The organism is Shewanella colwelliana, from assembly GCF_001735525.1.
Classification (GTDB): domain Bacteria; phylum Pseudomonadota; class Gammaproteobacteria; order Enterobacterales; family Shewanellaceae; genus Shewanella; species Shewanella colwelliana.
On sequence record NZ_MCBT01000046.1, the window covers coordinates 388,472 to 410,718 of the forward strand.

At 44.5% G+C, this 22,247-nt stretch carries 26 protein-coding genes; 10 read left to right on the plus strand and 16 right to left on the minus strand.

Translation table 11 applies throughout. The features are described 5' to 3' along the window. Positions 1-137: 137 nt before the first annotated feature. The 8 genes from BEL05_RS17225 to BEL05_RS17260 all read right to left on the minus strand — a co-directional run bounded on the left by BEL05_RS17225 (position 138) and on the right by BEL05_RS17260 (position 6,980). Positions 138-1,988, minus strand: a complete 1,851-nt coding sequence (locus BEL05_RS17225) for a DUF885 domain-containing protein (RefSeq protein ID WP_069671920.1) — start codon at positions 1,986-1,988, stop codon at positions 138-140. A 124-nt stretch (positions 1,989-2,112) separates the two neighbouring features. Beyond that, entirely contained in the window at positions 2,113-3,252 is a 1,140-nt protein-coding gene (gene hemW, locus BEL05_RS17230) for a radical SAM family heme chaperone HemW (protein WP_028762818.1), read from the minus strand. Beyond that, on the minus strand, positions 3,252-3,854 hold the full coding sequence (rdgB, locus tag BEL05_RS17235; protein ID WP_069671921.1) for an RdgB/HAM1 family non-canonical purine NTP pyrophosphatase: 603 nt from the start codon (positions 3,852-3,854) through the stop codon (positions 3,252-3,254). The genes hemW and rdgB overlap by 1 nt, the downstream gene beginning before the upstream one ends. Positions 3,855-3,992: 138 nt before the next feature. After that, a complete protein-coding gene (locus BEL05_RS17240; protein ID WP_028762820.1) occupies positions 3,993-4,427 on the minus strand; it encodes a DUF4426 domain-containing protein in 435 nt (144 codons plus the stop codon). Positions 4,428-4,513: 86 nt separating this feature from the next. Then, entirely contained in the window at positions 4,514-4,804 is a 291-nt protein-coding gene (yggU, locus tag BEL05_RS17245; protein ID WP_069671922.1) for a DUF167 family protein YggU, read from the minus strand. Next, entirely contained in the window at positions 4,804-5,352 is a 549-nt protein-coding gene (locus BEL05_RS17250) for a YggT family protein (RefSeq protein ID WP_028762822.1), read from the minus strand. Before BEL05_RS17250 ends, yggU begins: the two co-directional genes overlap by 1 nt. A 28-nt stretch (positions 5,353-5,380) precedes the next feature. Then, entirely contained in the window at positions 5,381-6,199 is an 819-nt protein-coding gene (gene proC, locus BEL05_RS17255; RefSeq protein WP_028762823.1) for a pyrroline-5-carboxylate reductase, read from the minus strand. A gap of 91 nt (positions 6,200-6,290) precedes the next feature. Continuing rightward, positions 6,291-6,980, minus strand: coding sequence for a YggS family pyridoxal phosphate-dependent enzyme (locus tag BEL05_RS17260; RefSeq protein ID WP_069671923.1), 690 nt, complete (start codon positions 6,978-6,980; stop codon positions 6,291-6,293). A gap of 35 nt (positions 6,981-7,015) precedes the next feature. Here BEL05_RS17260 and BEL05_RS17265 point away from each other — a divergent pair, with 35 nt between their 5' ends. From BEL05_RS17265 to BEL05_RS17280, 4 genes are all read left to right on the plus strand, one after another. Next, entirely contained in the window at positions 7,016-8,053 is a 1,038-nt protein-coding gene (locus BEL05_RS17265) for a type IV pilus twitching motility protein PilT (RefSeq protein WP_028762825.1), read from the plus strand. Positions 8,054-8,066: 13 nt separating this feature from the next. Continuing rightward, a complete protein-coding gene (locus BEL05_RS17270) occupies positions 8,067-9,179 on the plus strand; it encodes a PilT/PilU family type 4a pilus ATPase (RefSeq protein ID WP_028762826.1) in 1,113 nt (370 codons plus the stop codon). 218 nt (positions 9,180-9,397) lie between these two features. Next, positions 9,398-10,417 (plus strand): ferrochelatase, encoded by a 1,020-nt coding sequence (gene hemH, locus BEL05_RS17275; RefSeq protein ID WP_028762827.1) that lies wholly within the window; start codon positions 9,398-9,400, stop codon positions 10,415-10,417. 145 nt (positions 10,418-10,562) lie between these two features. Then, complete coding sequence (locus BEL05_RS17280; RefSeq protein WP_028762828.1) at positions 10,563-10,862, plus strand: YkgJ family cysteine cluster protein; 300 nt, start codon at positions 10,563-10,565, stop codon at positions 10,860-10,862. Between the two features lie 228 nt (positions 10,863-11,090). Here the strand turns inward: BEL05_RS17280 and ruvX are convergent, their stop codons facing one another. The 4 genes from ruvX to BEL05_RS17300 all read right to left on the minus strand — a co-directional run bounded on the left by ruvX (position 11,091) and on the right by BEL05_RS17300 (position 12,961). After that, positions 11,091-11,510 carry a Holliday junction resolvase RuvX gene (gene ruvX / locus BEL05_RS17285; protein ID WP_028762829.1) on the minus strand — a complete coding sequence of 140 codons (420 nt, stop codon included), beginning with the start codon at positions 11,508-11,510 and terminating at the stop codon, positions 11,091-11,093. Between the two features lie 25 nt (positions 11,511-11,535). After that, positions 11,536-12,096, minus strand: a complete 561-nt coding sequence (locus tag BEL05_RS17290) for a YqgE/AlgH family protein (RefSeq protein WP_069671924.1) — start codon at positions 12,094-12,096, stop codon at positions 11,536-11,538. 22 nt (positions 12,097-12,118) lie between these two features. Beyond that, positions 12,119-12,448, minus strand: coding sequence for a stress response translation initiation inhibitor YciH (gene yciH, locus BEL05_RS17295; protein WP_069671925.1), 330 nt, complete (start codon positions 12,446-12,448; stop codon positions 12,119-12,121). Positions 12,449-12,646: 198 nt separating this feature from the next. Next, the gene (locus BEL05_RS17300) at positions 12,647-12,961 is read right to left on the minus strand and encodes a hypothetical protein (RefSeq protein ID WP_069671926.1); all 315 of its coding nucleotides are present in this window, start codon (positions 12,959-12,961) and stop codon (positions 12,647-12,649) included. Between the two features lie 174 nt (positions 12,962-13,135). Here BEL05_RS17300 and BEL05_RS17305 point away from each other — a divergent pair, with 174 nt between their 5' ends. Both BEL05_RS17305 and BEL05_RS17310 read left to right on the plus strand, forming a co-directional pair. Next, positions 13,136-13,696 carry a DUF4136 domain-containing protein gene (locus tag BEL05_RS17305; protein ID WP_028762832.1) on the plus strand — a complete coding sequence of 187 codons (561 nt, stop codon included), beginning with the start codon at positions 13,136-13,138 and terminating at the stop codon, positions 13,694-13,696. 169 nt (positions 13,697-13,865) lie between these two features. Beyond that, positions 13,866-14,318 carry a DUF924 family protein gene (locus BEL05_RS17310; RefSeq protein ID WP_037428041.1) on the plus strand — a complete coding sequence of 151 codons (453 nt, stop codon included), beginning with the start codon at positions 13,866-13,868 and terminating at the stop codon, positions 14,316-14,318. Positions 14,319-14,353: 35 nt separating this feature from the next. Here BEL05_RS17310 and BEL05_RS17315 read toward each other — a convergent pair whose 3' ends face one another. Then, a complete protein-coding gene (locus tag BEL05_RS17315; protein WP_069671927.1) occupies positions 14,354-15,274 on the minus strand; it encodes a LysR family transcriptional regulator in 921 nt (306 codons plus the stop codon). 84 nt (positions 15,275-15,358) lie between these two features. Here BEL05_RS17315 and BEL05_RS17320 point away from each other — a divergent pair, with 84 nt between their 5' ends. The 3 genes from BEL05_RS17320 (at position 15,359) to BEL05_RS17330 (ending at position 17,441) form a co-directional block, all read left to right on the plus strand. Next, on the plus strand, positions 15,359-15,781 hold the full coding sequence (locus BEL05_RS17320) for a PACE efflux transporter (RefSeq protein WP_028762834.1): 423 nt from the start codon (positions 15,359-15,361) through the stop codon (positions 15,779-15,781). Positions 15,782-16,028: 247 nt separating this feature from the next. Further along, entirely contained in the window at positions 16,029-16,592 is a 564-nt protein-coding gene (locus BEL05_RS17325; protein ID WP_069671982.1) for an OmpA family protein, read from the plus strand. 24 nt (positions 16,593-16,616) lie between these two features. Next, on the plus strand, positions 16,617-17,441 hold the full coding sequence (locus BEL05_RS17330) for a mechanosensitive ion channel family protein (protein ID WP_028762836.1): 825 nt from the start codon (positions 16,617-16,619) through the stop codon (positions 17,439-17,441). A gap of 61 nt (positions 17,442-17,502) precedes the next feature. On the opposite strand, the gene BEL05_RS17335 is transcribed toward BEL05_RS17330, so the two are convergent. Continuing rightward, positions 17,503-18,144 carry a trimeric intracellular cation channel family protein gene (locus tag BEL05_RS17335; RefSeq protein ID WP_028762837.1) on the minus strand — a complete coding sequence of 214 codons (642 nt, stop codon included), beginning with the start codon at positions 18,142-18,144 and terminating at the stop codon, positions 17,503-17,505. 433 nt (positions 18,145-18,577) lie between these two features. Here BEL05_RS17335 and ltaE point away from each other — a divergent pair, with 433 nt between their 5' ends. Continuing rightward, positions 18,578-19,585, plus strand: a complete 1,008-nt coding sequence (gene ltaE, locus BEL05_RS17340) for a low-specificity L-threonine aldolase (RefSeq protein ID WP_028762838.1) — start codon at positions 18,578-18,580, stop codon at positions 19,583-19,585. A gap of 59 nt (positions 19,586-19,644) precedes the next feature. On the opposite strand, the gene BEL05_RS17345 is transcribed toward ltaE, so the two are convergent. Both BEL05_RS17345 and BEL05_RS17350 read right to left on the minus strand, forming a co-directional pair. Continuing rightward, positions 19,645-20,376: a hypothetical protein gene (locus BEL05_RS17345; RefSeq protein ID WP_139151910.1), complete on the minus strand. Its 732-nt coding sequence runs from the start codon at positions 20,374-20,376 to the stop codon at positions 19,645-19,647. Between the two features lie 239 nt (positions 20,377-20,615). Next, complete coding sequence (locus tag BEL05_RS17350) at positions 20,616-22,247, minus strand: alkaline phosphatase (RefSeq protein ID WP_069671928.1); 1,632 nt, start codon at positions 22,245-22,247, stop codon at positions 20,616-20,618.

Here is a 22,247-nt window from a genome sequence, read left to right on the forward strand (position 1 = left end):
TAAAAGTCATTAATTTGATTGATTTTCCAGCGTGTAGCGACATTTTTTACTCAAAGTGTGAGTAGCCCAATTTGCACTAGGCTGATTGGAAATACAACAAAACCACCTTGCGGTGACTTTGTTGTATGTAGGCTAAATTAAGAGGCGTTATTAGGTTGTGCCCACTGCATTATCTCTTGTTCAAGAACATCCAATGGTAAAGGCCCGTTTTTGAGCAGTAAGGTGTGGAACTGGCGTATATCAAACTTGTTGCCCATAGCTTGTTTGGCTTGCTCTCTAATGGACAAAATCTTCAACATACCGACTTTATAGGCCGTCGCTTGAGATGGCATCACAATATGGCGTTCGACCATTTTTACCGCATCAGATTTAGCATTTGGCGTATTCTCAACGTAATAGTTGATGCCTTGCTCTCGGGTCCACTGCTTGGCGTGGATGCCTGTATCGACCACAAGTCTGCATGAACGCCATAGTTCCATCGCTAAACGGCCAAAATCTGAGTAGGGGTCTTGATAAAGTCCCATCTCTTTAGGAAAGAACTCACTGTATAAGCCCCAGCCTTCGATATAGGCGGTATAGCCACCAAATTTTCTGAACTTAGGGACATTTTCGAGCTCTTGAGCGATAGCAATTTGCATATGGTGACCCGGGGTTCCTTCATGGTAGGCCAGTGCTTCCATTTGATACTTAGGCATAGCTTCCATGTCGTAGAGGTTCGCATAATAGGTACCAGGACGACTGCCGTCGGGTGATGGTTGGTTATAGAAAGCTTTGCCTGCAGATTTTTCTCGAAATGCTTCGACACGCTTAACGATCATGGGAGCTTTGGGCTTAACGTAGAACACTTCATCAAGCCGAGATGAGATGTTATCGATGAGAGCTGTGGCGTCATTCAGGTAGGCGTCACGGCCCTCATCTGAAGCAGGGTAGTAAAACTGCTTATCTTCGCGCATATATTTAAAGAAGGCTTGCAGATCGCCCTCAAAATTGACCTGCTTCATAATTGCTCGCATCTCTTGATGGATACGGGCAACCTCTGCTAAGCCAAGTTTATGTATCTGTTCTGCTGTCATTGACGTCGTAGTGGTTCTAGCTAAGGCATTATCGTAAAAGGCTTTGCCCTCTTTAAAGCGCCATACACCATCGAGCGTTCCTGCGCGTTGTTCAAGATTGCCAATGTAACTAATCAGTCTATTATAAGCTGGCAGCACTTTGTTACTTAGTGCTTGTTTGGCTTGGCTTAATAGTTGCTGTTTTTTATCAGCACTGGCATCGAGTTTATCTACTTTACGTTGAAAGTCAGCCCATAATGCGCTGTCTTTTTGGCTATCAAAGGGAGCTCCGCTGATGATGTTGCGGCTGTCAGATAGTACATGAGCAAAGACGAATTTAGGCGCAATAATGCCAGCGGCAGCCCGCTCTTCCAATGCTTGTTGAAGTTGTTCTAAATATTTGGGTACCCCATTTAACCTACTGATATAGGCGATCGCATCATCGATTGAGCCAATCTGGTGCTGATTAATTAGGAATGAAGCCACCATTGAATGGCCACCATACATCTGGTTGACCGGGTAGTTATAAAGCCGCCACTTAAAATCTTCTAGGCTCTGCTCGATTTTTTGAGTGAGCAGGTCATAACTCAGTTTGGTTTGAACATCTAACTTATCGCGGTTTATCTCTGCCAGAAGTTGTAAATGCTTTTGCTCTCTTTGCTGCGAAGCTTTATCAGCGGCGGCCCCACGCTCATCCCATTTGCCATAATCAGTCTTAATGCCTAAGTGAGTTTGGCGAATAGGGCTTGCCATCACGTTTTCCATGAATATGGCTTCAAATAGTTGGTTTGCTTTCTCTGATTCTTGAGCGCTAACTTGCATCGTTGGCTCAGTCGGACTCATCACAGATGTAGAGAGTGGGGTTGCGAAAATGGAGCTGCTGATGAGTGTTGAGAAGGTAAGCGCAAGTATTGTTGTTTTTGTTTTTATTGGCATATGAGATCTTCCGTCTGTTAATGCCTGTTATCCTAATAAAGCTAGCGGTTAATTATTTGATCTAAGTGTTAGAAAATGTTTCTGCGCGCCTAATCTCACTGCTAAGGCGCGTAGTTTTTGGAGGTCAATCACAAAAGTAAGAAAGTAGCTCATTAACAAACATGGTGCCTTTGGGGGTCAATTGCCAGTGTTTTTCGGCAATGGCAACCAGCCCTCTATCAGCGGCTTTTTCCATGCCAAGGGTCAACATGTCAGCGGATAACCCTGTTCGCACTTCAAATTCAGTTTTAGGGATGGGTGACATTAACCTAAAGCGATTCATCAAGTACTCAAGCGCTCGGTCTTCCTCTAAAACCTCTGTTTTTTCGAACAGATACTGATCTGCCGCTAAATAGCCTTTTGGATGTTTAATCTTGACGGTTCGCACAATTTGTTGGCTTTCTGTTAGGGTGATTTTACCGTGAGCGCCACAGCCTATGCCGATGTAGTCTCCAAATTGCCAGTAGTTCAGGTTGTGTTGACATTGATAACCGGGTTTAGCATACGCAGAGATTTCATACTGCTGGTAACCCAATTGAGCAAGACGTTGTTGTCCCTGCTCATAGATATGCCATAGCGCCTCATCATCTGGTAATTGCGGAGGCTTAGAGTGAAACAGGGTGTTTGGTTCAATCGTTAATTGATACCAAGATAGGTGGGGAGGGGCTAAGCCCGCAGCGGTTTCAATGTCGGCCATGGCCTCTTCAAAGCTTTGGTTGGGTAAGCCATGCATTAGATCGAGATTGAAGCTGTTATAGTTTGCCGCTTGTGCTTTAGCTGCTGCAATTTCCGCTTCGCTTTTGTCGTGAATACGCCCCAGCAAATTGAGCTTATCACTGGAAAAACTCTGTACACCAATCGATAAGCGTGTGACCCCTGCAGCGCGATAGGCAGCAAAATCATCATGCTCTAATGTGCCTGGGTTGGCTTCCATGGTGATCTCTATGTCACCCTCAAAACCAATTTGTGCTTTAGCGCCTTCAAGAATCGCTTGGATCTGTTTGGCATCGAAAAGTGAAGGCGTACCACCACCAATAAAAATAGAGTGCAGTTTACGTCCTTGAACATAATCGGCATCTTGGCGAAGATCCTCTAATAGTGCGTCAACATAAGCCTGCTGAGGCAACTCACCATTTTGACCATGGGAGTTAAAGTCACAGTAGGGGCATTTTTGAACGCACCAAGGTATGTGGATATAGAGGCTGAGTGGTGGCAGTGTGAGCATTAGCCTAAAATACCTTTAGATTTCATTTCGCTTAACAGAAGTTGCATTGCTTTACCTCGGTGACTTAGTGCATTTTTCTCATCGCTGCTGAGCTCTGCTGCGCTGCATTGGTGTCCTTCCGGGATAAATATCGGATCGTAACCATGACCATTACCGCCTTTAGGTGCGAAACCTATTGAACCTTCCCAGGCCGCTTGGCAAATAATTGGAGTCGGGTCATCGCTGTGGCGCATATAAACTAAGATACACTGAAAGCGTGCGCTGCGTGGCTCAGGACTCTCTTTTAACGCATCGAGCAATTTATTGTAGTTATCGCTATCTTTGGCATTCTCTCCGCCATAGCGAGCAGAATAGATGCCAGGTGCGCCACCCAATAAATCAACTTCTAATCCAGAGTCATCAGCAATGGCTGCAAGACCAGTCACTTGGGCAGCATGGCGAGCCTTAATAATGGCATTCTCGACAAATGTTGTACCAGTTTCAGGTACCTCTTCGACATTGAATTGACTTTGAGGCAGTACTTCAATGCCAAATTGCGCCAAAATCTCTGAGAACTCTTTGAGTTTTCCTTTGTTGCCACTTGCTAAGACTATTTTATTCATTAGGGTTCACCATGGGTGGGCTAAATATGGGCGCAATCATACCCAAGCAAGATGGTAAACGGTAGAGGGGAGGGCGTTTTTACTTAGGCTTTTTGTTGACCTTGATAAAACCGCCCTGTTTAAACATGATTTTCGATATTAATCGACATAGAATTTTTGTTTAAACTTCAGCTGAGTATTTAGCTTTTTGCCATATTTGATGGCGAGCTGAAAGTTGATCTCTTGGTCATCGCGATAAGGTACTTCGGCAATATAATAGATAGCGTCCCCCTCTCTAATCTCTCTAAAAATAAGGTTTATACGCGCGTCCAGTAGATTGTTGGCAAGGCCTGAAATCTCAACAGGGATAGCGGGATTACCGTCTACGCTAGTATCAAGTACAGATACATTGATGATACCTGTGTAGCTACTACGCTTGATTCCGTATGTTTTAGCTATGCTAGGTGTGATAAAAGTACTGCCAATCGCTACATAGTGGATGTCGTAAATTCCAACGCTCTGTTTTTGTTCTGCGGACGCCATACCAGTCATCACAAGGGATAACAGTATTGCGCATAAAATGGAACGGATCATTGTGAGCTCCTGGTCACTGGATTACTGTTTTCAGTATAGTTAGTTATGCTTAATATAACGCTTTGAAGATTATTTTCTTACAATATTCATGTCATTAACGCGGCAACTTCAGCTGGAATAAGCTTGGGAGACAATACTTTTATCTGTTTGTGCCGCCCTAAAGCGCCTTTTTCAATAATGATATGGCTTTTAGGTACCTTAAACATCTTAGCTAGCAATTTACTCAAGTGAGCATTAGCCTTGCCATCAATGGGAGGCGCAGTAATAGCGACTTTGAGTTCGTCACCATGGGGACCAATAATTTGGTCCCGGCTGGCTTTAGGTTGAATATATAATTTAAGCAGCAGGTCTCCTTGCTGCTCAATGACTAAACCCATTAAACGTTTGCCCAAAATGGTACATATTGCGCGAGGAGAATATTGATAAAGTTAAGAATAACCATCATCACCAATAAAGAGAGGTCGAGCCCGCCCATCGGTGGAAGAATACGACGAATGGGAGCTAAAAGTGGCTCGGTTAGTTGGCCCATCACCATCTCTATAGGGTTGTGCCCTTGGCTCACCCAGCTCAGAATCGCTCTCAAAATCAGCATCCAGAACAGCAGTACGCCTGCCTGCTTAAATACTGAGACGACTGAAACTAAAAGTATGGTGGGAATGCTGATGGCTGCGCCCGCAATCAGGCTTAGCGCAACAAATTTCAGCACAACGACTAATAGGGCAAGCACTAGCGATGCTGTATCTAAACCACCGATCGCGGGCAGCACTCTGCGCATTGGTGCGACGATAGGATGTGTAGCCTTAACAACAAATTGGCTAAATGGATTGTAAAAGTCGGCTCGAGCAAGTTGTAACCAGATGCGGATAATCACCACCATCAGATATAGATCAAAAACGGTACTGACTAAAAAACTTAATGCGTTCATGGTGTCTCTCTACTTAGTGTATAGAAGGTTAAAATTGTTTCGCCATCTCTTGAGCGCGTGCGACACAATCGCTCATCGCTGTTTTGACAATCCCTCGCAGATCGGCTTGTTCAAACGCTGCAATGGCTTGTGCCGTAGTGCCACCTTTAGAGGTAACATTTTCCCTAAGTTGTGCAGCTGAAAGCTGAGGGTTTTGCTTGACCATTGCTGCAGCGCCTAATGCTGCCTGTTGAACCAGTTGTCTGGCAATATGTTCATCCATTCCATCTTGTTTGGCTACGTCAATCATAGCCTCCATCATTAGGAAAAAATAGGCAGGTGAACTGCCGGCTAGGGCTATAACTTGATTTAAGTCATCCTCTTGTTCAACCCATACGACTTCGCCACCGCTTTTCATCAACTGTTCACACAACAGCTTATCGGCATCACAGACACCTGCTTGCGCATAGAGCCCTGTCATTCCATATCCAATTTGGGTTGGGGTGTTTGGCATAGTGCGGATAAGTTTGATTGGCTGTCTAAAGTATTCCTGGTAACGATTTATTGTTACGCCCGCTGCTATGGTGATGAGCAGTTTTCCACTTAGGTCTATAGCGCTTAGTGCCTCACACACTTGTTGCATCAGCTGTGGCTTGACCGCCAATATGATCACATCTGCTTGTGTTGCCGCAGCGAAATTATCATGGGACACCTTAATGCCAAGCTCAGCTTTAAGGACGTCAAGTTTAGCTGCACTGGGATTGGTGGCATGGATTAGCGCTGCATCATAGCCACTTTTTACTAAACCAGAGGTGATACTGCGGGTCATGTTGCCCGCACCGATAAAGCATAATTTCTTTTGTGTCATAAGGGTCTCTAGTTGTGGTTATTTTTTATCAATATATGACAATATATTTGGGCCAACACGGCAAAATACAAGTCATTGATGATTACCTTGCTTAGTTTCTACTGCCGAATATTGCGGTACCGATACGCACCATAGTGGTTCCGGCATCAATGGCGATCTCTAAGTCATTGCTCATCCCCATAGAAAGGGTATCTACAGAAGGATAGACATTACGTAATTGGTCAAATAGCACTTTCATTTGGGCAAATTCCCGACGCTGTATGGCTATGTCGTCTGTCGCCGCTGGGATAGCCATTAATCCTCTCAGTTCAATACGTGGTAATGCATTGATAACTCGAGCTAAACTCATTAGCTCTTGGGGGGGGATGCCTGACTTGCTCTGCTCTGCGCTGATATTAACTTGAATACACACCTTGAGGGGCATAAGAGCTTCAGGGCGTTGGTCATTGAGGCGCTTAGCAATTTTTTCACGACTCAGGGTATGCATCCAATCGAAATGCTCTGCGATGATCTTAGTTTTATTTGATTGCAACGGACCAATAAAATGCCACTCAATATCTGGGCATGATGGTCGTAGTTCAATTATCTTTAACTCGCCCTCTTGAACATAGTTTTCACCAAAAAGACGTTGGCCAGCATGATAGGCCGCTAGTATTTGACTAATGGGCTTAGTTTTACTGACGGCGAGTAGTTTAATCTCTTCGCTATCACGTGATGAAATTTGCGCCGCTTGAGCAATTCTTAGGTGGGCGTTAGCGAGTCTGTCTGCTATTGTTGTCATGATGTAAGTTTTTGGTTGAATGGATATCCCATACTATGGAAATCACAGAGTTACTTGCCTTTAGTGTAAAACACAATGCGTCAGATCTACACCTTTCTGCGGGAGTATCTCCAATGATACGTGTAGATGGTGAAGTCAGAAAGATTAATTTGCCAGCGCTGGATCATCAAGGTGTGCATAGTCTCGTTTATGACATCATGAATGATAAACAGCGTAAGGATTACGAGGAACATTTAGAGATAGATTTCTCGTTCGAAGTGCCCAACTTAGCCCGTTTTCGTGTTAATGCCTTTAACCAGTCCCGTGGAGCCGCGGCGGTATTTCGTACCATTCCCAGTGAAATATTAAGTTTAGAAAAATTGGGTGCGCCCGATATTTTCAAAAAAATATCAAGTTTCCCTCGAGGGTTAGTATTGGTAACCGGACCTACAGGCTCAGGTAAGAGTACCACCTTGGCGGCGATGATCGATTATGTGAACGAGAATAGACATGATCATATTTTGACCATCGAAGATCCTATCGAATTTGTGCACCAGAACAAACAGTGTTTGATCAACCAACGAGAAGTACATCGCCATACCCATAGCTTTAATGCTGCACTAAGAAGTGCGCTGCGTGAGGATCCAGATGTGATCTTAGTGGGTGAGATGCGTGATCTTGAAACCATTCGACTTGCGATGACAGCGGCCGAAACCGGTCACTTGGTTTTTGGTACCTTGCACACCACCTCAGCAGCAAAGACCATTGACCGTGTGGTTGACGTATTCCCTGAAGGGGAGAAAGGTATGGTGAGAACCATGTTGTCGGAATCTCTCCAGGCGGTTATTTCGCAAACCTTGATTAAGAAGGTAGGAGGCGGCCGAGTTGCAGCTCATGAGATCATGATGGGAACGCCAGCGATTCGTAACCTGATCCGTGAAGATAAAGTTGCTCAGATGTATTCAGCTATTCAGACTGGTATGGCCCATGGTATGCAAACCTTAGATCAGTGCTTACAAAACCTGGTCAACCGAGGCTTAATTACTCGGGAAGATGCCATGTCTAAGAGTTCTAACAAGAATGCTAGTTTTTAAGTAAGGTCTTATTATGGAAGTTCGTCCATTTTTAAAAGTGATGGTAGAGCGAAAAGCATCGGATCTATTTATCACTGCGGGTTTTCCACCAAGTGCCAAAATTGACGGTGAAGTAACCCCTTTAGGTGAGAATCCGTTTACACCAGCACAGTCATTAGAGTTTGTCGAAGCCTTGATGACCGAAGCGCAAATTAAAGAGTTTCATGAGAGCCGTGAATGTAACTTTGCATTTGCAGCTAAAGAGTTGGGACGTTTTCGTGTCAGTGCTTTTTGGCAACGAGAATCACCAGGTTGTGTGATGCGTCGTATCGAGACCAAAATTCCTTTGGTTGAAGATCTTAAACTTCCGCCAATTTTGAAAGATTTGGTGATGAGTAAACGTGGCCTGATCATTATGGTGGGTGGTACGGGGACGGGTAAATCAACGTCGTTAGCGGCGCTTGTCGGTTATCGAAATGCTCATGCTCGAGGTCATATTTTAACCATTGAGGACCCGGTTGAATTTGTTCACGACCATCGTAAGAGTATCATCACTCAACGCGAAGTGGGTATTGATACCGAGTCATTTGATGCCGCACTAAAAAGCTCGCTACGCCAGGCCCCTGATGTGATTTTGATTGGTGAGATCCGTAGCCAAGAAACGATGGAGTTTGCGCTTTCATTCGCTGAAACAGGTCACTTGTGTATGGCAACATTGCACGCCAACAATGCTAACCAGGCGCTTGATCGCATTATGCACTTAGTACCTGAGAGTAAGCATCAACAGTTACTGTTCGATTTATCACTTAATTTACGTGGTATTGTCGCCCAACAGTTGGTACCCAAGAGTGATGGCTCTGGGCGACGTGCAGCGATTGAGGTGCTGATTAACACGCCTCGTGTGGCAAGTCTTATTGCTAAAAATGAGCTACATACCCTAAAAGAAACCATGGCTAAGTCAAACGAGCAGGGGATGCAGACTTTTGACCAAGCCTTGCTGAAACTCTATGTTGATGGCGAAATTAGCTACGCAGATGCCTTGCATCATGCTGATTCGCCAAACGACTTGCGTTTGATGATTAAGCTGCAAGGTACAGAAGCTGCCAGTACCGGATTTATGGAAGGTGTGACGCTAGATTTAGATTAAGATTATCGGACGTTATAGATAGCGGACAATACCTAGGTGTTGTCCGCTTTTTATCAGATTGATTTACTCATTGATCCAGGCACTTACTTATAGCGTATTCATAACGCTTTAATGAAACCATGATATAAGCTAAGTGGTTAATCAGTCAGAAAGACAGATGGCAGGGGGAAATATCGCCATGCCAAAAATTAAAAATTTTGCGTGAGTAGGGAGTTAAATTGGGTAACTATAAAGGCTTAACGAAAGAGCAGGGGCATCAACAACGAGCTCGCACCACTGTTTTATTGATGAACTTAGGTACGCCGAGTGAACCAACAACATCCGCGGTTAGGCGTTATCTTGCTGAGTTTCTTGCAGACCCAAGAGTTGTTGAAATCCCAAAACTTATCTGGTTGATGATTCTCCATGGAATTATATTACGTGTTAGGCCTGCAAAGTCGGCGGCACTGTATCAACAAATATGGAGTGAAGCCGGTTCACCTTTGATGGCCATCACCCAGAAGCAGACCCAAAAGTTAGCAGATCAATTGCAAGCCCATGGCGAAAAGGTCAACGTCGATTTTTGTATGCGATATGGCGAACCAAGCGTGAGTGATACCTTGAAACGCCTCCATAAAGAGGGCACTGATAAGTTAGTCGTTTTACCTCTCTATCCACAATATGCTGCACCAACAACCGCGTCGGCGTTCGATGCGCTGAGTAAAGAGCTGAGCACTTGGCGATACTTGCCAGCGTTACACTTTATTAATACTTATCATGATGATCCTGGTTATATCTCGGCACTAGCTGCATCAATCAAGCGAGATTTTGAACTTCATGGTAGACCAAAGAAATTAGTGCTGTCCTATCACGGCATGCCAGAGCGAAACCTTCATCTTGGCGATCCCTACTACTGTTTCTGCATGAAGACGACACGATTGGTGGTAGAAGTGCTGGGTTTGCAAGACAGTGAGTATGTCACTACTTTCCAATCGCGATTTGGTAAGGCTAAGTGGCTTGGGCCCTACACTGATGCGACACTGACTCAACTGGCCGCTGATGGCGTTGATGACGTTGCCATTATCTGTCCTGCGTTCAGTGCTGATTGCCTTGAAACACTGGAAGAGATTGAGCATGAAAATCGTGAAATATTTGAACAGGCTGGTGGCAAAAAGTATCGCTACATAGCTGCACTAAATGATGAGCCGCAGCATATCGATATGATGGCAAACTTGGTTAAACCCTATCTAGCAAGATGAGATAAGGTAGTGGCTTAATCAGCGTCCTATCTATCTTGCTGCAAAGCCTATGTTTTTTATTATTAGTCAATTTTAATGCCCTAAATCGATATCGATTGGGGCATTTTGCGTTAAAATGGGCGATTGTATCGATTTGATAACCCCCATGACCATTAATATTAAAGATTTATCAAAAACAGAAATTAGTTGTTCGAACTGCCAGGCTTGCTGCTGTCGTTTAGAGGTGATGATTATCAGCGACACAGGGGTTCCTGATGAACATGTGGCTGTCGATCAGTGGGGCGGGGAGACCATGCGACGTCTCGATGATGGTTGGTGTTCTGCGTTAGATCGCGAAACCATGATGTGTTCGATTTATGAGAATCGTCCTTGGAATTGCCGTGAGTTTGAAATGGGATCCTATGATTGTGAAATAGAACGTGAGATGCTGCTTGTCACATCATGATTTACTTCTGTTTGTTGATTTTATACCAATCAGTATAAAAAATCTGATTACTTAGCGAGTGTTTAGCGCGTCTGAGGTAAGGCCCTTAATTGCTCCTGCATTAAGGGCATTCACAAGGTCCCAGTTGATTGCGACGAGTCAGGAATGCAGTTGTTCTGCGTTTAAGCTCGTTAACACCGCATTGGGTGGTGTTGTCGTAGGGATAAAAAAGGTGCAAACAGGTGTGGGTTAATATTGGTTTTCGAAATAGCTCTCAATAATTAAAACTGCAGACATGGAGTCGACTTGTCCCTTAGAGAGCGCTTTAAATCCCCCCATTTCAAACAGCCTAGCTTTAGCATCAGCAGTCGTGAGGCGTTCATCTTGAGTCGCGGTTTTTACGCCAAATCGCCCGGTAATGCGATTGGCAAACTTACGTGCTCTTTGGGTCATCTCTTGTTCGGTTCCGTCCATATTTAGCGGTAAACCAACGACGATAAGATCTGGTCGCCACTCTTCAATCAGCATGCCTATCTCTTCCCACTTAGGGATTCCGTCATTGGCTTTTATTGACGCCAGAGGGGTTGCGCTACCAGTAATTTGTTGGCCTATGGCAACGCCGATACTTTTAGTGCCAAAGTCAAATCCCAATACCGTTGTTAAACTCATTATGTCATTTCTTCCTGCAATAGAATTAGGCGTGGCCTGTTTGTGATGAGAGCTGCCACACATCAAAACCGAGTGACTTTGTAGCGGCTTGCCAGCGTTCATCATGTTGAGTATCAAATAAAAGCTCATGGGTAACCGGAATCGCTAACCAGCTATTCTCCGCTAGCTCCTGATCCAATTGATTTCGTCCCCAGCCGGCATAACCCAGTGCGACAATAAAATGTTCAGGTGCTTGGTGGCCGCCCAGCGATGTGAGCACGTCTCTTGAAGTCGTCAGCATTACCTCATCGCTAATCTGCAGACTGTTACTCCATTGAGATTGTGGTGTATGGAGGACAAAGCCTTTCTCTTGCCCAACGGGGCCACCAACCAGTACTTGGCTGCCTATGCTCTCGGAGACTTGGTTAGCTTCATCAAGAGACATCTGTTTTAAGAGTTCATTGACATCGACGCCGATGGGACGATTAATCATCAGCCCCATGGCGCCTTTCTCATCGTGTTCACAGATATAGATGACTGAACGTTCGAAGAAAGTGTCGTGCAACGAAGGCATTGCTATAAGTAAATGATTTTGCAAACTGTCCATCTAGCACTCCACTATTGGCAAATTAGCCACCTGCCAGTTTAACTTGATAGTTGAGTTTCTCAAGTATTGTCTTAAGTTGCTCGCGATTGTCGGTTTGCACCTCAATCGTAAACTCTTTGACAGTACCGCCGCAGCCGCACTGTTTCTTTAGCTTTTGAGCTAAGGCTTTAAGCGCTTTTTCGTCAAGGCCTAGCCCTTTGATCACCGAAACTCCTTTGCCTTTTCGACCCTTACTATCCTTGTGTATGCGAACAATGCCGTCACCTTCAGGAATGGTTTTAGGTTCGTTATTCGGTTCAATTTTTCCGCCATCGGTGCTATACACCAATGAAATGTTAGGATCTATTCTCATCTTAAAAAACTAGTTGTGGCTCTTAGTTTGAGTGTACCAAATTGCGCGATTGAGTGGGAATGTTAAGGGCAAAAAAAAGACCACCGAAGTGGTCATGGATGACGTTAACGACCCATTTGCAGGGAGGACGTTAACGTCTGATATCCGAAAGCAACTAACGAATTAGTGCAAATGTGAGCAATCTTGATGAAACAAACTTTAAAATAGCTGTATTACCATAAAGACGAGTGCAACGGCGGTGACACCAGCGCAGGGAATAATGAATCTGTGCAACGACGTCATGGCAACACTACAACCTGTTAAGGCAAAGCAGATGGCGACAAGGGTTTGTGGAGAGCTGTAACCGCTGAGTACATTCAGACTAAAAATTATTAGGGCGACAAGTGGGATAGCCAATAGTACCTTTTGGCCATAGGCTTGATGACTGGGCGTCGCATTGTTGACAGCGAGCTTCTTTGGGGCAAACATAAATATTGCACTGGCGATGATAAATGCGCTGATAAACCAAGTCATATAGTAACTCCCTAATTAAATCTAATTGATAATCATTATCATTTGGGTGGTAATTAAAGTCAAGTGTATTAAATCGTTTTTTCAACAAAAAGAGAGTTGTAGATCATAATTTTGCTCTGTAAGCTTAAAACTATATATCGGTTGGTATTGACCCTCTTTATTGGTGGAGTATTTATGAAAAAGGTAATCGTCTTAGCGGCAGCATTAGCACTGTCGGCCTGTAGTACGATGAAATCGAGCTCGGATTATGATCCTAAGGTTAATTTCAATGAGATTAAGAGCTATGCGTGGGTCGTTCAGAAGAGTGATGATAAAACTTATCACCTTGATGGCTTAATGGACCAACGTGTTCGCGCTGCCGTTAACAGTCAGTTACAGTTTAAAGGGCTCACTTTGGCTGATGCTAACACCGCTGATGTATTAGTTAACTACTTCACTAAAGTGGACAAAAAAATTAATGTCGATACCTTTAATACCAACTATGGCTATAACCCATATTATGGTCCTGGTTGGGCATGGGGAGGCAATATGCATACCCAGACAACGGTTAGAGAATATGAAGTCGGCACGCTTATTGTCGATTTAGTCAGCCGTGAATCGGGCCAGCTGATTTGGCGTGGTTCAGTTGCAGATACTATCCGCGACAAAAACACCCCTGAAGAGCGGGTAGAAGTGGTTAATAAGGCAATTACAGAGATGATGCTGCATTACCCACCAAAACCTGAAGCAAAGTAGTGTTCAATCGCTATAGTTCCTAAATTTTAAAAGCGGCGTAAGCCGCTTTTTTGTGCGCATCATTTAGTCTCGTCGTGATGTATATAGTATTTAGACCAAAGTCCAACATCTTGTCGCACATTGATAATGTTACCCTGCGGATATTCAAACAAGTGGTACTGGAGGCATTGTGGAACAGTTTTTACAGCAGTGGTTTTATCATTATGAAAAAGGTGATGGCGTTGATATTACTGCGTTAAAACCTGACACTTTAACTAGCTGGCAGCAATTATTATCGCAAGCGAAGCAAGGTCAGCTTGAAAGCTGGAAAAAGACTCCGCCAGGACGATTAGGGTTAATTCTACTCATGGGACCGATTGCACACCTGTTGGACGATGACACTGCGTTAACATTACAAACCACTGCCCGCGAGCTATGTGTATCGGGGGTTGAGCGTGGTTTCGACACGCAGTTAGAACCAATCCAGCGACGTTGCTTTTACGATCCTCTGTTTTATTCCAACAAAGCCGATGATAAGGCCCTGCTGCTAAGGTTGTTGCAAGGGATGCAGTCTCAGTTAGAGTCCGACAGTAAACCCGCTTGGTCTGCATGGTATAAACAAGCTGCCATAACGTTACAGTAAAGGTTAATGGCTGCCGTTGGCTTTATACTGGTTGTTTACACACTACTAGGCTGCTTAATTGATGGATGAGTGACCGCTTGCTGATCCATCATCTCTCTAAGCAGCTTTCTTAGCAATCGGCTTAAGTTATCACTTACCTCTATGTGCTGAACGACATCGACATTGACCAGCCAACCAAACTGTTCAACATTGGTAGGCAGAATATGCAGGGTTCCCTGGGAAAGCGCATCTTGCGCAATATGGCTTGGCAGTAAGGTCCAACCAAACCCTGATTTGGCTAATTCTAGCAGCACATAGTAGTTATCTGCGTACCAAACATCTGGCGAAAATGCGGTTTTATAACCGCCATGAAGACTATCTTTAGCACCAATCACCAATTGTCTGTGTAGCTTAAGCATATCGAGATGCGCAGCAGTGGTTTTAGCTAGAGGATGGCCAGCGCTGACAAAAGGATCGAACGCTACAGCACCTAAGGATTCAAAATCAAGTTGTTGTGGGTAGACCTCCTCACTAAAAACAACCCCCATATCTGCACGTTTATCTTTAACTAGTTTGATAATTTCAGGGCTGGTGGCAGTCAATAGTTCCAGTTGTATCAGTGGATATAGTTCTGTGAAAGTGTGTAACTGTTTAGTGAGACCGGCGTAAGGAACGCCTTCATCGATGGCTAAAGTGAATTTTACGGGATCACAGCTGTCCAGGGCGGCGATTTGTAAGTTCAGCCGTTGGTGCTGGGTAATAACTGCTTTTGCTTGTTGCAAAATAGCTTCGCCAGCATCGGTGAGTACTGGGTAGCGCCCAGTACGATCAAATAGTGCCTTATTGCAGTCAACTTCCATGTTGATAATCTGTTGACTGACCGCGGATTGAACTTTCCCCAACTTTCTTGCAGCGGCTGAAAATGATCCTGTTTCTACTGTGGTAACAAAAACATTAAGTTGTTCGAGGCTAAACATATCTTTAAACCAGATGGTATCTAACTACTTGTTATCTTATTTGTAGATGATAATGGTCGCAAGTTAATTTGCTGAGTGTTTATGATGTCGACGAAAGAAAGAATTATTCATGCCATATTGTTTGAGATCTTTGCATTAGTGTTAGTGGTGCCCATTGCAATGTTGCTAACCGAGAAAGACGTCAGCGCGCTAGCTGCGGTAGGAGTGGGGTTAAGCCTATATACGGTGGTGTGGAATTACTTCTATAACATCTGGTTTGATGGCCATTTTGGTACTGATCGTGCTGAACGCAATATATGGCTGCGGATTGGCCATTCCATCGGTTTCGAGGCGGGCTTAATCTTTGTCACTGTCCCAGTGATAGCATGGTTTTTAGGATTAAGTTTATGGGGTGCGTTAATGTTAGAGGCGGTTTTTCTCGTGATATTCTTTTTTTATGCCGTCTTATTTAACTGGTGTTTTGACAGCATTCGAACTCGCATCGTGCATAAGGCGAAATGCTATTGATGCTTGCTACCCATTAAGGTCACAGTTACGGGTTAACATTCATCCTCGCAGTTTATCTGTCAAGTGAGTCAAAGTTAGTAAGATGTCTATTACACTTGTTGGTAATAAGATAATTATTTTGCATATTGGTTAATTCGTAAGAAGGATATAAAATAGCTGACTCCTGCCCAGTAAGGTTTAATTGCTGCAAATGTAATTGTGGACTATATATGGTTTAGCCGTTGAGCAAGATTTGTTGGTAACCGTGATGAAAAACCTATGTTCATTCATTTTACTTACTGTTTGGGCCTTATATAGCCCTGTCACATTAGGCTGGAGTGACATGGATAAGGACGGTGTGCCGGATCTCAAAGATGCTTGCCCTAATACGGTAGTGGGAAGTGTTGTCGATGCGGTTGGATGTAACAAGAACCCGGCAGTGTCTGTGTGTTTGCAGACAGTTGATGGGAGTTTTTATCCAGAACAATGCCAAAAAGCCACTCGCTTAGCGGTTTATTTTGCATTTTCAAGTAGTGAGGTTAGTTTTTCTCAATGGCAAAGTTTGGCGGATATTAAGCGCTTTCTCAGTGAGAATAATGGGAAGATTTGCTTAGAGGGACATACGGACGCGATTGGCGAAGTCGGGTTTAATCAACAGCTTTCGGTAGATCGAGCCTTGAGTGTAGAAAAAATTTTAGTCGAGGATTATGGCTTTAGCCCCACAAGATTCAGTATCGTTGGGCATGGTAGTGAGCAACCTATTGCCGACAATCAAGTCGAAGCCGGTAGGGCGTTAAATAGAAGAGTAGAGTTTTTGTTAGAGACTAATTAGTCGATATTTTAAAGGGAGCGTTAAATGGAAAGTTTGGAAGGTTATATTGAGCAAGCACCTGAGTTGATTGTGACTTATGGTATGAAAGTTATCTTTGCTCTGGTTATTTTTATTGTCGGTAAGTACTTTGCTAATGTCGCAAAGAAATTAACGTCTAAATTGATGACTAAGCGCAATATTGATCCTACAGTCGTTTCGTTCGTCGCGAATATGGCATGGGCACTTGTATTTGTGTTTACTGTCATTGCGACACTGGGACAAGTTGGCGTACAAACGGCATCGTTAGTTGCTGTGATTGGTGCCGCTGGCTTAGCGGTTGGTCTAGCGCTACAAGGTTCTCTCTCTAATTTTGCCTCTGGTGTATTGATGGTTATTTTCCGTCCTTGCCGTGTCGGTGATTATATTGAGGCTGCGGGTATCGCAGGTACAGTCGATGAGATCACTATCTTCTCAACTAAGCTTCGTACTCCTGATAACAAAGTAATAGTTGCACCAAACTCAGCAGTCATGAATGGCACCATTACTAACTATTCAGCAATGGATACTCGTCGTATCGACCTAGTGATTGGCGTCTCTTATGACGCGAACCTACAAGAAACAAAGAACGTACTTAAGCAAGTGCTAGACAACAATAACTACGTACTTAAAGACCCAGCTTATACGGTTGCGCTCGTTGAATTGGCCGACTCTTCAATTAACTTTGTGGTTCGTCCATGGGTGAAAGGTTCTGATTACTGGCCAGCGCGTTTCGAGATCTTAGAGCAGATTAAACTTGCACTGGATGAAGCAAACATCGGCATTCCATATCCACAAATGGATGTGTACGTAAAAGAAACACCTGCTGCATAATGCAATATGCGTGTTAATGAAAAGGTCGGCTTATGCCGACCTTTTCTTTAGGGCTATCGTATCAGTGAATTTGACCGTCTTGATTATATTGATAATCAAACTTGGGCATTCCCCAATGATAGCGAATGGCCAGCATTCTTAAACCAAACCCGAATGTTAGGCTAATTGCTAAATTAACCCATTCAGTAACGCCATACATCTTCAGCAATATATAGAGTAATGCGGTGAGCAGGGAGACTAAGGCATAGAGCTCCTTTTTAAAAATCAGCGGCACTTGATTACACAAAATATCGCGGATCACACCACCAAACACCCCCGTGACAACCCCCATGACCACAGCAACCACTGGGCTAAAGCCAAGTAGTAAGGTTTTCTGTGCGCCGACAATAGAAAATACAGCCAAGCCTAGTGCATCGATCGCCAAAAATAGCTTAGACAAATAGCGCATCACTGGTGCGATAATCACGGTTAGTAGTGAGGCAAATGCGATGGCTAGCAAGTAGTGCACATTCTCAATCCAAATAAGCGGATAGTTTCCCAATAACATATCTCTGAGGGTACCGCCACCAATCGCCGTGGCACAGCCGACGATGACAACGCCAAACAGATCCATCTGCTTTCTGCCGGCGCAAAGCGCGCCAGTCATTGCTTCGGCTATGATGCCTATTAGCCAAAGCAAAGTAATAAATTGTACTTCCTGCATGTGAAGCTCTAACGTCAAAAAAGGGAGCGAATTTTGCCTTAGATTTAGTGATGATTACAACGAGATTTTTTGCTTTTTTAGCATTAGAATTTCTAACTTAATATTATCTGTTTATTTATTGTTAATAGCAGTGGTTATGGTTTTTTTTGAATGTTTGATTAATAAATTCTAATTGATATTTCGCTTTGATAGCGAGATTTTCACCGTTGTTGTCAATGGTGGTTTTAGTGAGGGTGCATCTCTTTAGCCTACATAGAGTCGCAGAAGTTGGTTAGTGACTTATCATGACAGTGATACTTTTATTGTATAGGCACATTTTTGCTAAATGGAGTTAAAAACAAGGCTGAAAGCGCAAAAGCCTCTAGCTACACGTTTGGCCTGAGGTTACTATGCCTGCATAGGTTAATTTGATAGGTAACAGGATCTCTGCGTAATGATAGATTTTCGAAGTGATACAGTAACTCAGCCCACAGCGGCTATGCGCAGTGCGATAGCAAATGCTGTCGTTGGCGATGATGTATATGGTGACGATCCCACTGTGAATCGTTTAGAAGCGATGGCTGCTGAACGTTTTGGTTTTGATGGCGCGCTGTTCACCTCTTCTGGCACACAAGCTAATCTATTGGCATTAATGTCTCATTGTGAGCGGGGTGACGAGTATATTTGTGGGCAACAAGCACATAATTATAAGTTCGAAGGTGGTGGGGCAGCCGTGTTAGGCAGTATTCAACCACAACCCTTAAGTAATCAAAATGATGGCTCAATATTGCTTAGCGATATTGAAGCGGCAATAAAGCCCGATGATATTCATTTTGCGAGGACTCGACTATTGAGTTTAGAAAACACCATAGGTGGCAAGGTATTATCGCAGCAGTATCTTGCAGAGGCGCAATCGCTTGCTTTTAATCGGGGCCTAAAAATCCACTTAGATGGTGCGCGAGTCGCTAATGCCGCTGTCGCGCAGAGTATAGAGGTTAGTGATATAACCCAATACTTCGATTCGGTTTCTATCTGTTTATCTAAGGGGCTTTGTGCGCCAGTCGGTTCACTGCTATTAGGTGATGAACGCCTGATTCATCGTGCACGTCGCTGGCGTAAAATGCTGGGTGGCGGGATGCGTCAAGCTGGCATGTTAGCTGCGGCCGCGGAAATTGCGTTAACCGAGCAAGTTGAGCGTTTAGCGGTTGACCATGACAATGCAAGATACCTTGCTGAGCAACTAAGCCTGTTAGCGGAGTTCGAGGTTGATTTGACGGCCGTTCAGACCAATATGTTGTTTGCTAAAGTGGCTGATAATGTCGATATCAAGGCTATAGCCACGGCTCTAAAGCAGCAAGGGATCTTAATTAGCCCTGGTACAACAGTGCGATTGGTGACTCATGCAGATATTAATCGCGCTGATGTTGATACTTTCATCAAGGCACTTAAAGCGCTGTTATAACCGCGGCTAGATTGTCAACGCTAAAGCCATCCTAAGTAGGATGGCTTTTTGTTAGGAGGTTAATGCTGGTGGCCGCCGTGGCCTCCATCAATCATCTGCCCGTCGGCATTATAAAACCCTGAACTACCATGTTGAATAAACCCTTGCGTGATCATTTTGGCGATAAATGGATCTGATTCACTATCACCCACATCAGCAAAATCAAGATCTTGATACCCGCCAATACGCTGATTAAAGAGGTCTTTAGAAATCGCTTTAAGTTCAGTCAATTTATAATGGATCGATTGGTAGCGATTATCGACTGTTAAGACGTTCGGCAATGCCATTTGAGGTAGCCAGGTGACCGCGACGTTTTGCTCAGCGTCTCGGCTAACAAACTGCTGCTGATTGAGACACTTGCCAGTCATCGTGCTGCCTTGACTTAGCTGGGATAGCCCATGCTTGGAGATAATATGGAACTGTCTATCAAGGTCTGTATCTATGTTGAGTGCAAGAAGATCGCCGCGACGATAGCTAATTGAGCGCTTTTGAGCTGGGAAGTAACGTACGTACTCACCATTTTTATTCCAGGCTTCAAAACTTACCTCGTTATGTTGATAGAGGATGCGGTCATTTAAGCGAGTTAGGGTCAATGTCACATGCTGCTGTGCATTCGAGTGATGATCTGTCGTCGTTATCTGGTAAGTTGCTTGATACTGCGTCGAGGTAATATTGCTGTCGCATTGAGCGCCCGAATTTGTCGCTATGTAAGAGGTAATATTCGGCTGCGCTGCATGAGCTAGGGGGCTCACCAACAAAGCGCTAAAGCCCAGAAAAAGTATGTTTGTTAAGCGCTTCACTATTAGCTTGTGCGTTATTCTTTTTGTCTGTTCTTTGTTGCAAGACATGCAAGCTCCTTAGTTTAATCTATGGTGGATTATGGTATTGCTTAAACTAGCAGCCTAGCGATAGTGTCACCTTTAGTATTGATACTTAGGCGTTACCATCTTTAGGCTGCTGAAGGTTATTGCGGCGTTAAGTTAACCATGGTTCACTGCGCGCCAGTGGCCTTGTTAACCAGATCTGCTGCGTAGTTCATCACATGGAAAATGTGGTTTTGCTCAACCGTACCTTGAATTAGGCTAGCACCTGGGCCGCGGGCGAAAATAGCGACATCTTCACCTGCATGGGTTTCGCTACCCAGTGGCACAAGCGCCTCTTGGTGGAAGCCTGCACTTTGTGTATTCGTATAGTTAAGATCAACCCGTCCAGCTATTGCGGCGTAGTTGTAACGCTCATCACCACCTGTTTCCAGTGACGCAAAGCCTAAACCATTTGCATAACCTACAGTGGTATATGGCATACCATTGGCATCCGTTGAGTTGGTGACTGTTGGGACACCATTGGCATCGTTACTCTTAACAAGGCCAAGGATAGGGTTGCCACGAGTGGGGTATCCAGCGATGGTAAACACGTGACTGTGATCCGCTGTCACCATCAGTAAAGTATCGCTTGCTGATGTTTTCTCCATAGCAACACGAACGGCTTCTGACAGAGCGATGGTGTCGTGGAGTGCTCTAGCTGCATTACCCGCATGATGTGCATGATCGATACGACCAGCTTCAACAATGAGCACAAAACCCTTGTTGTTTTTACGCAGTATGTCGATACTCTTCGCGGTCATCTCTGCTAGTGAGGGTTCACCTTCTACCCCTGAAGTGACACGGTCATAGTCATATTCCATATGTGATGAGTTAAACAGTCCTAGGGCATGATCTGTGTTGGCCGTATCGAGCGCCAAGAAGCTATCTCGGTCTGTCACATATGCAGCATTGCTGTATTGGCTTAACCATTCAGCCGTTAAGTCTCGACCATCTGCACGTTTACCAAACTTACCTTCTGGATCGACAGTGGTATTAGGAATAAATGCGCGGCGCCCGCCACCCATTACTACGTTAATACCTTTTCCTTGGTTGAAATCTAGCAGTTGTGCAGCGATATCTTTACAACCGTTAGTGACGGCTTCGGCTGGCAAGTTGGTGTCAGCTTCCCAGTTACGCTCTGGTGCGTGAGCATAAGCCGCTGCTGGCGTCGCGTGGGTGATACGGGCGGTCGATACGACGCCTGTTGAAAGACCTGCCATGGCGGCCAATTCTAAGGACGTTACCAAATTCTGCCCCGAGGTTGAGGCGCAGTTGCCACGGGTGACACCTTCTGCCTGTGAGATCACGCCCACATCTGTCTTTACCCCAGTGACCATGGCCGTCATGGTGCCAGCTGAGTCAGGGGTTTGCCCATCGACGTTATAGGTCTTAGCTAATCCAAGGTGTGGCAGGGTTTCAAAGGAGAGTGAGTTTTCCTCTCCCGTGTGACCTTTAAGCTGACCCTCTAAGATTCTTGCGGCAGTTACGGTTGATACACCCATACCATCGCCAACAAATAGAATGATATTCTTTGCCGCGCCCGCTTGATTATTTTGCGTCAGCGATTGAGCTGTTGCGACACGGTTTTGCCCATCAATAAACCACTGGTTTACTGCACTCCAATCTTTACCATTTTGACCATTAGTGCCGTCAGTACCTGGTGTACCCGCTGAGCCATCTGTGCCGTTTTCACCATCACTACCACATGCCGCGAGACCTAAAATGGCTGCTAAAGACAGTACAAGTAATTTCTTATTCAT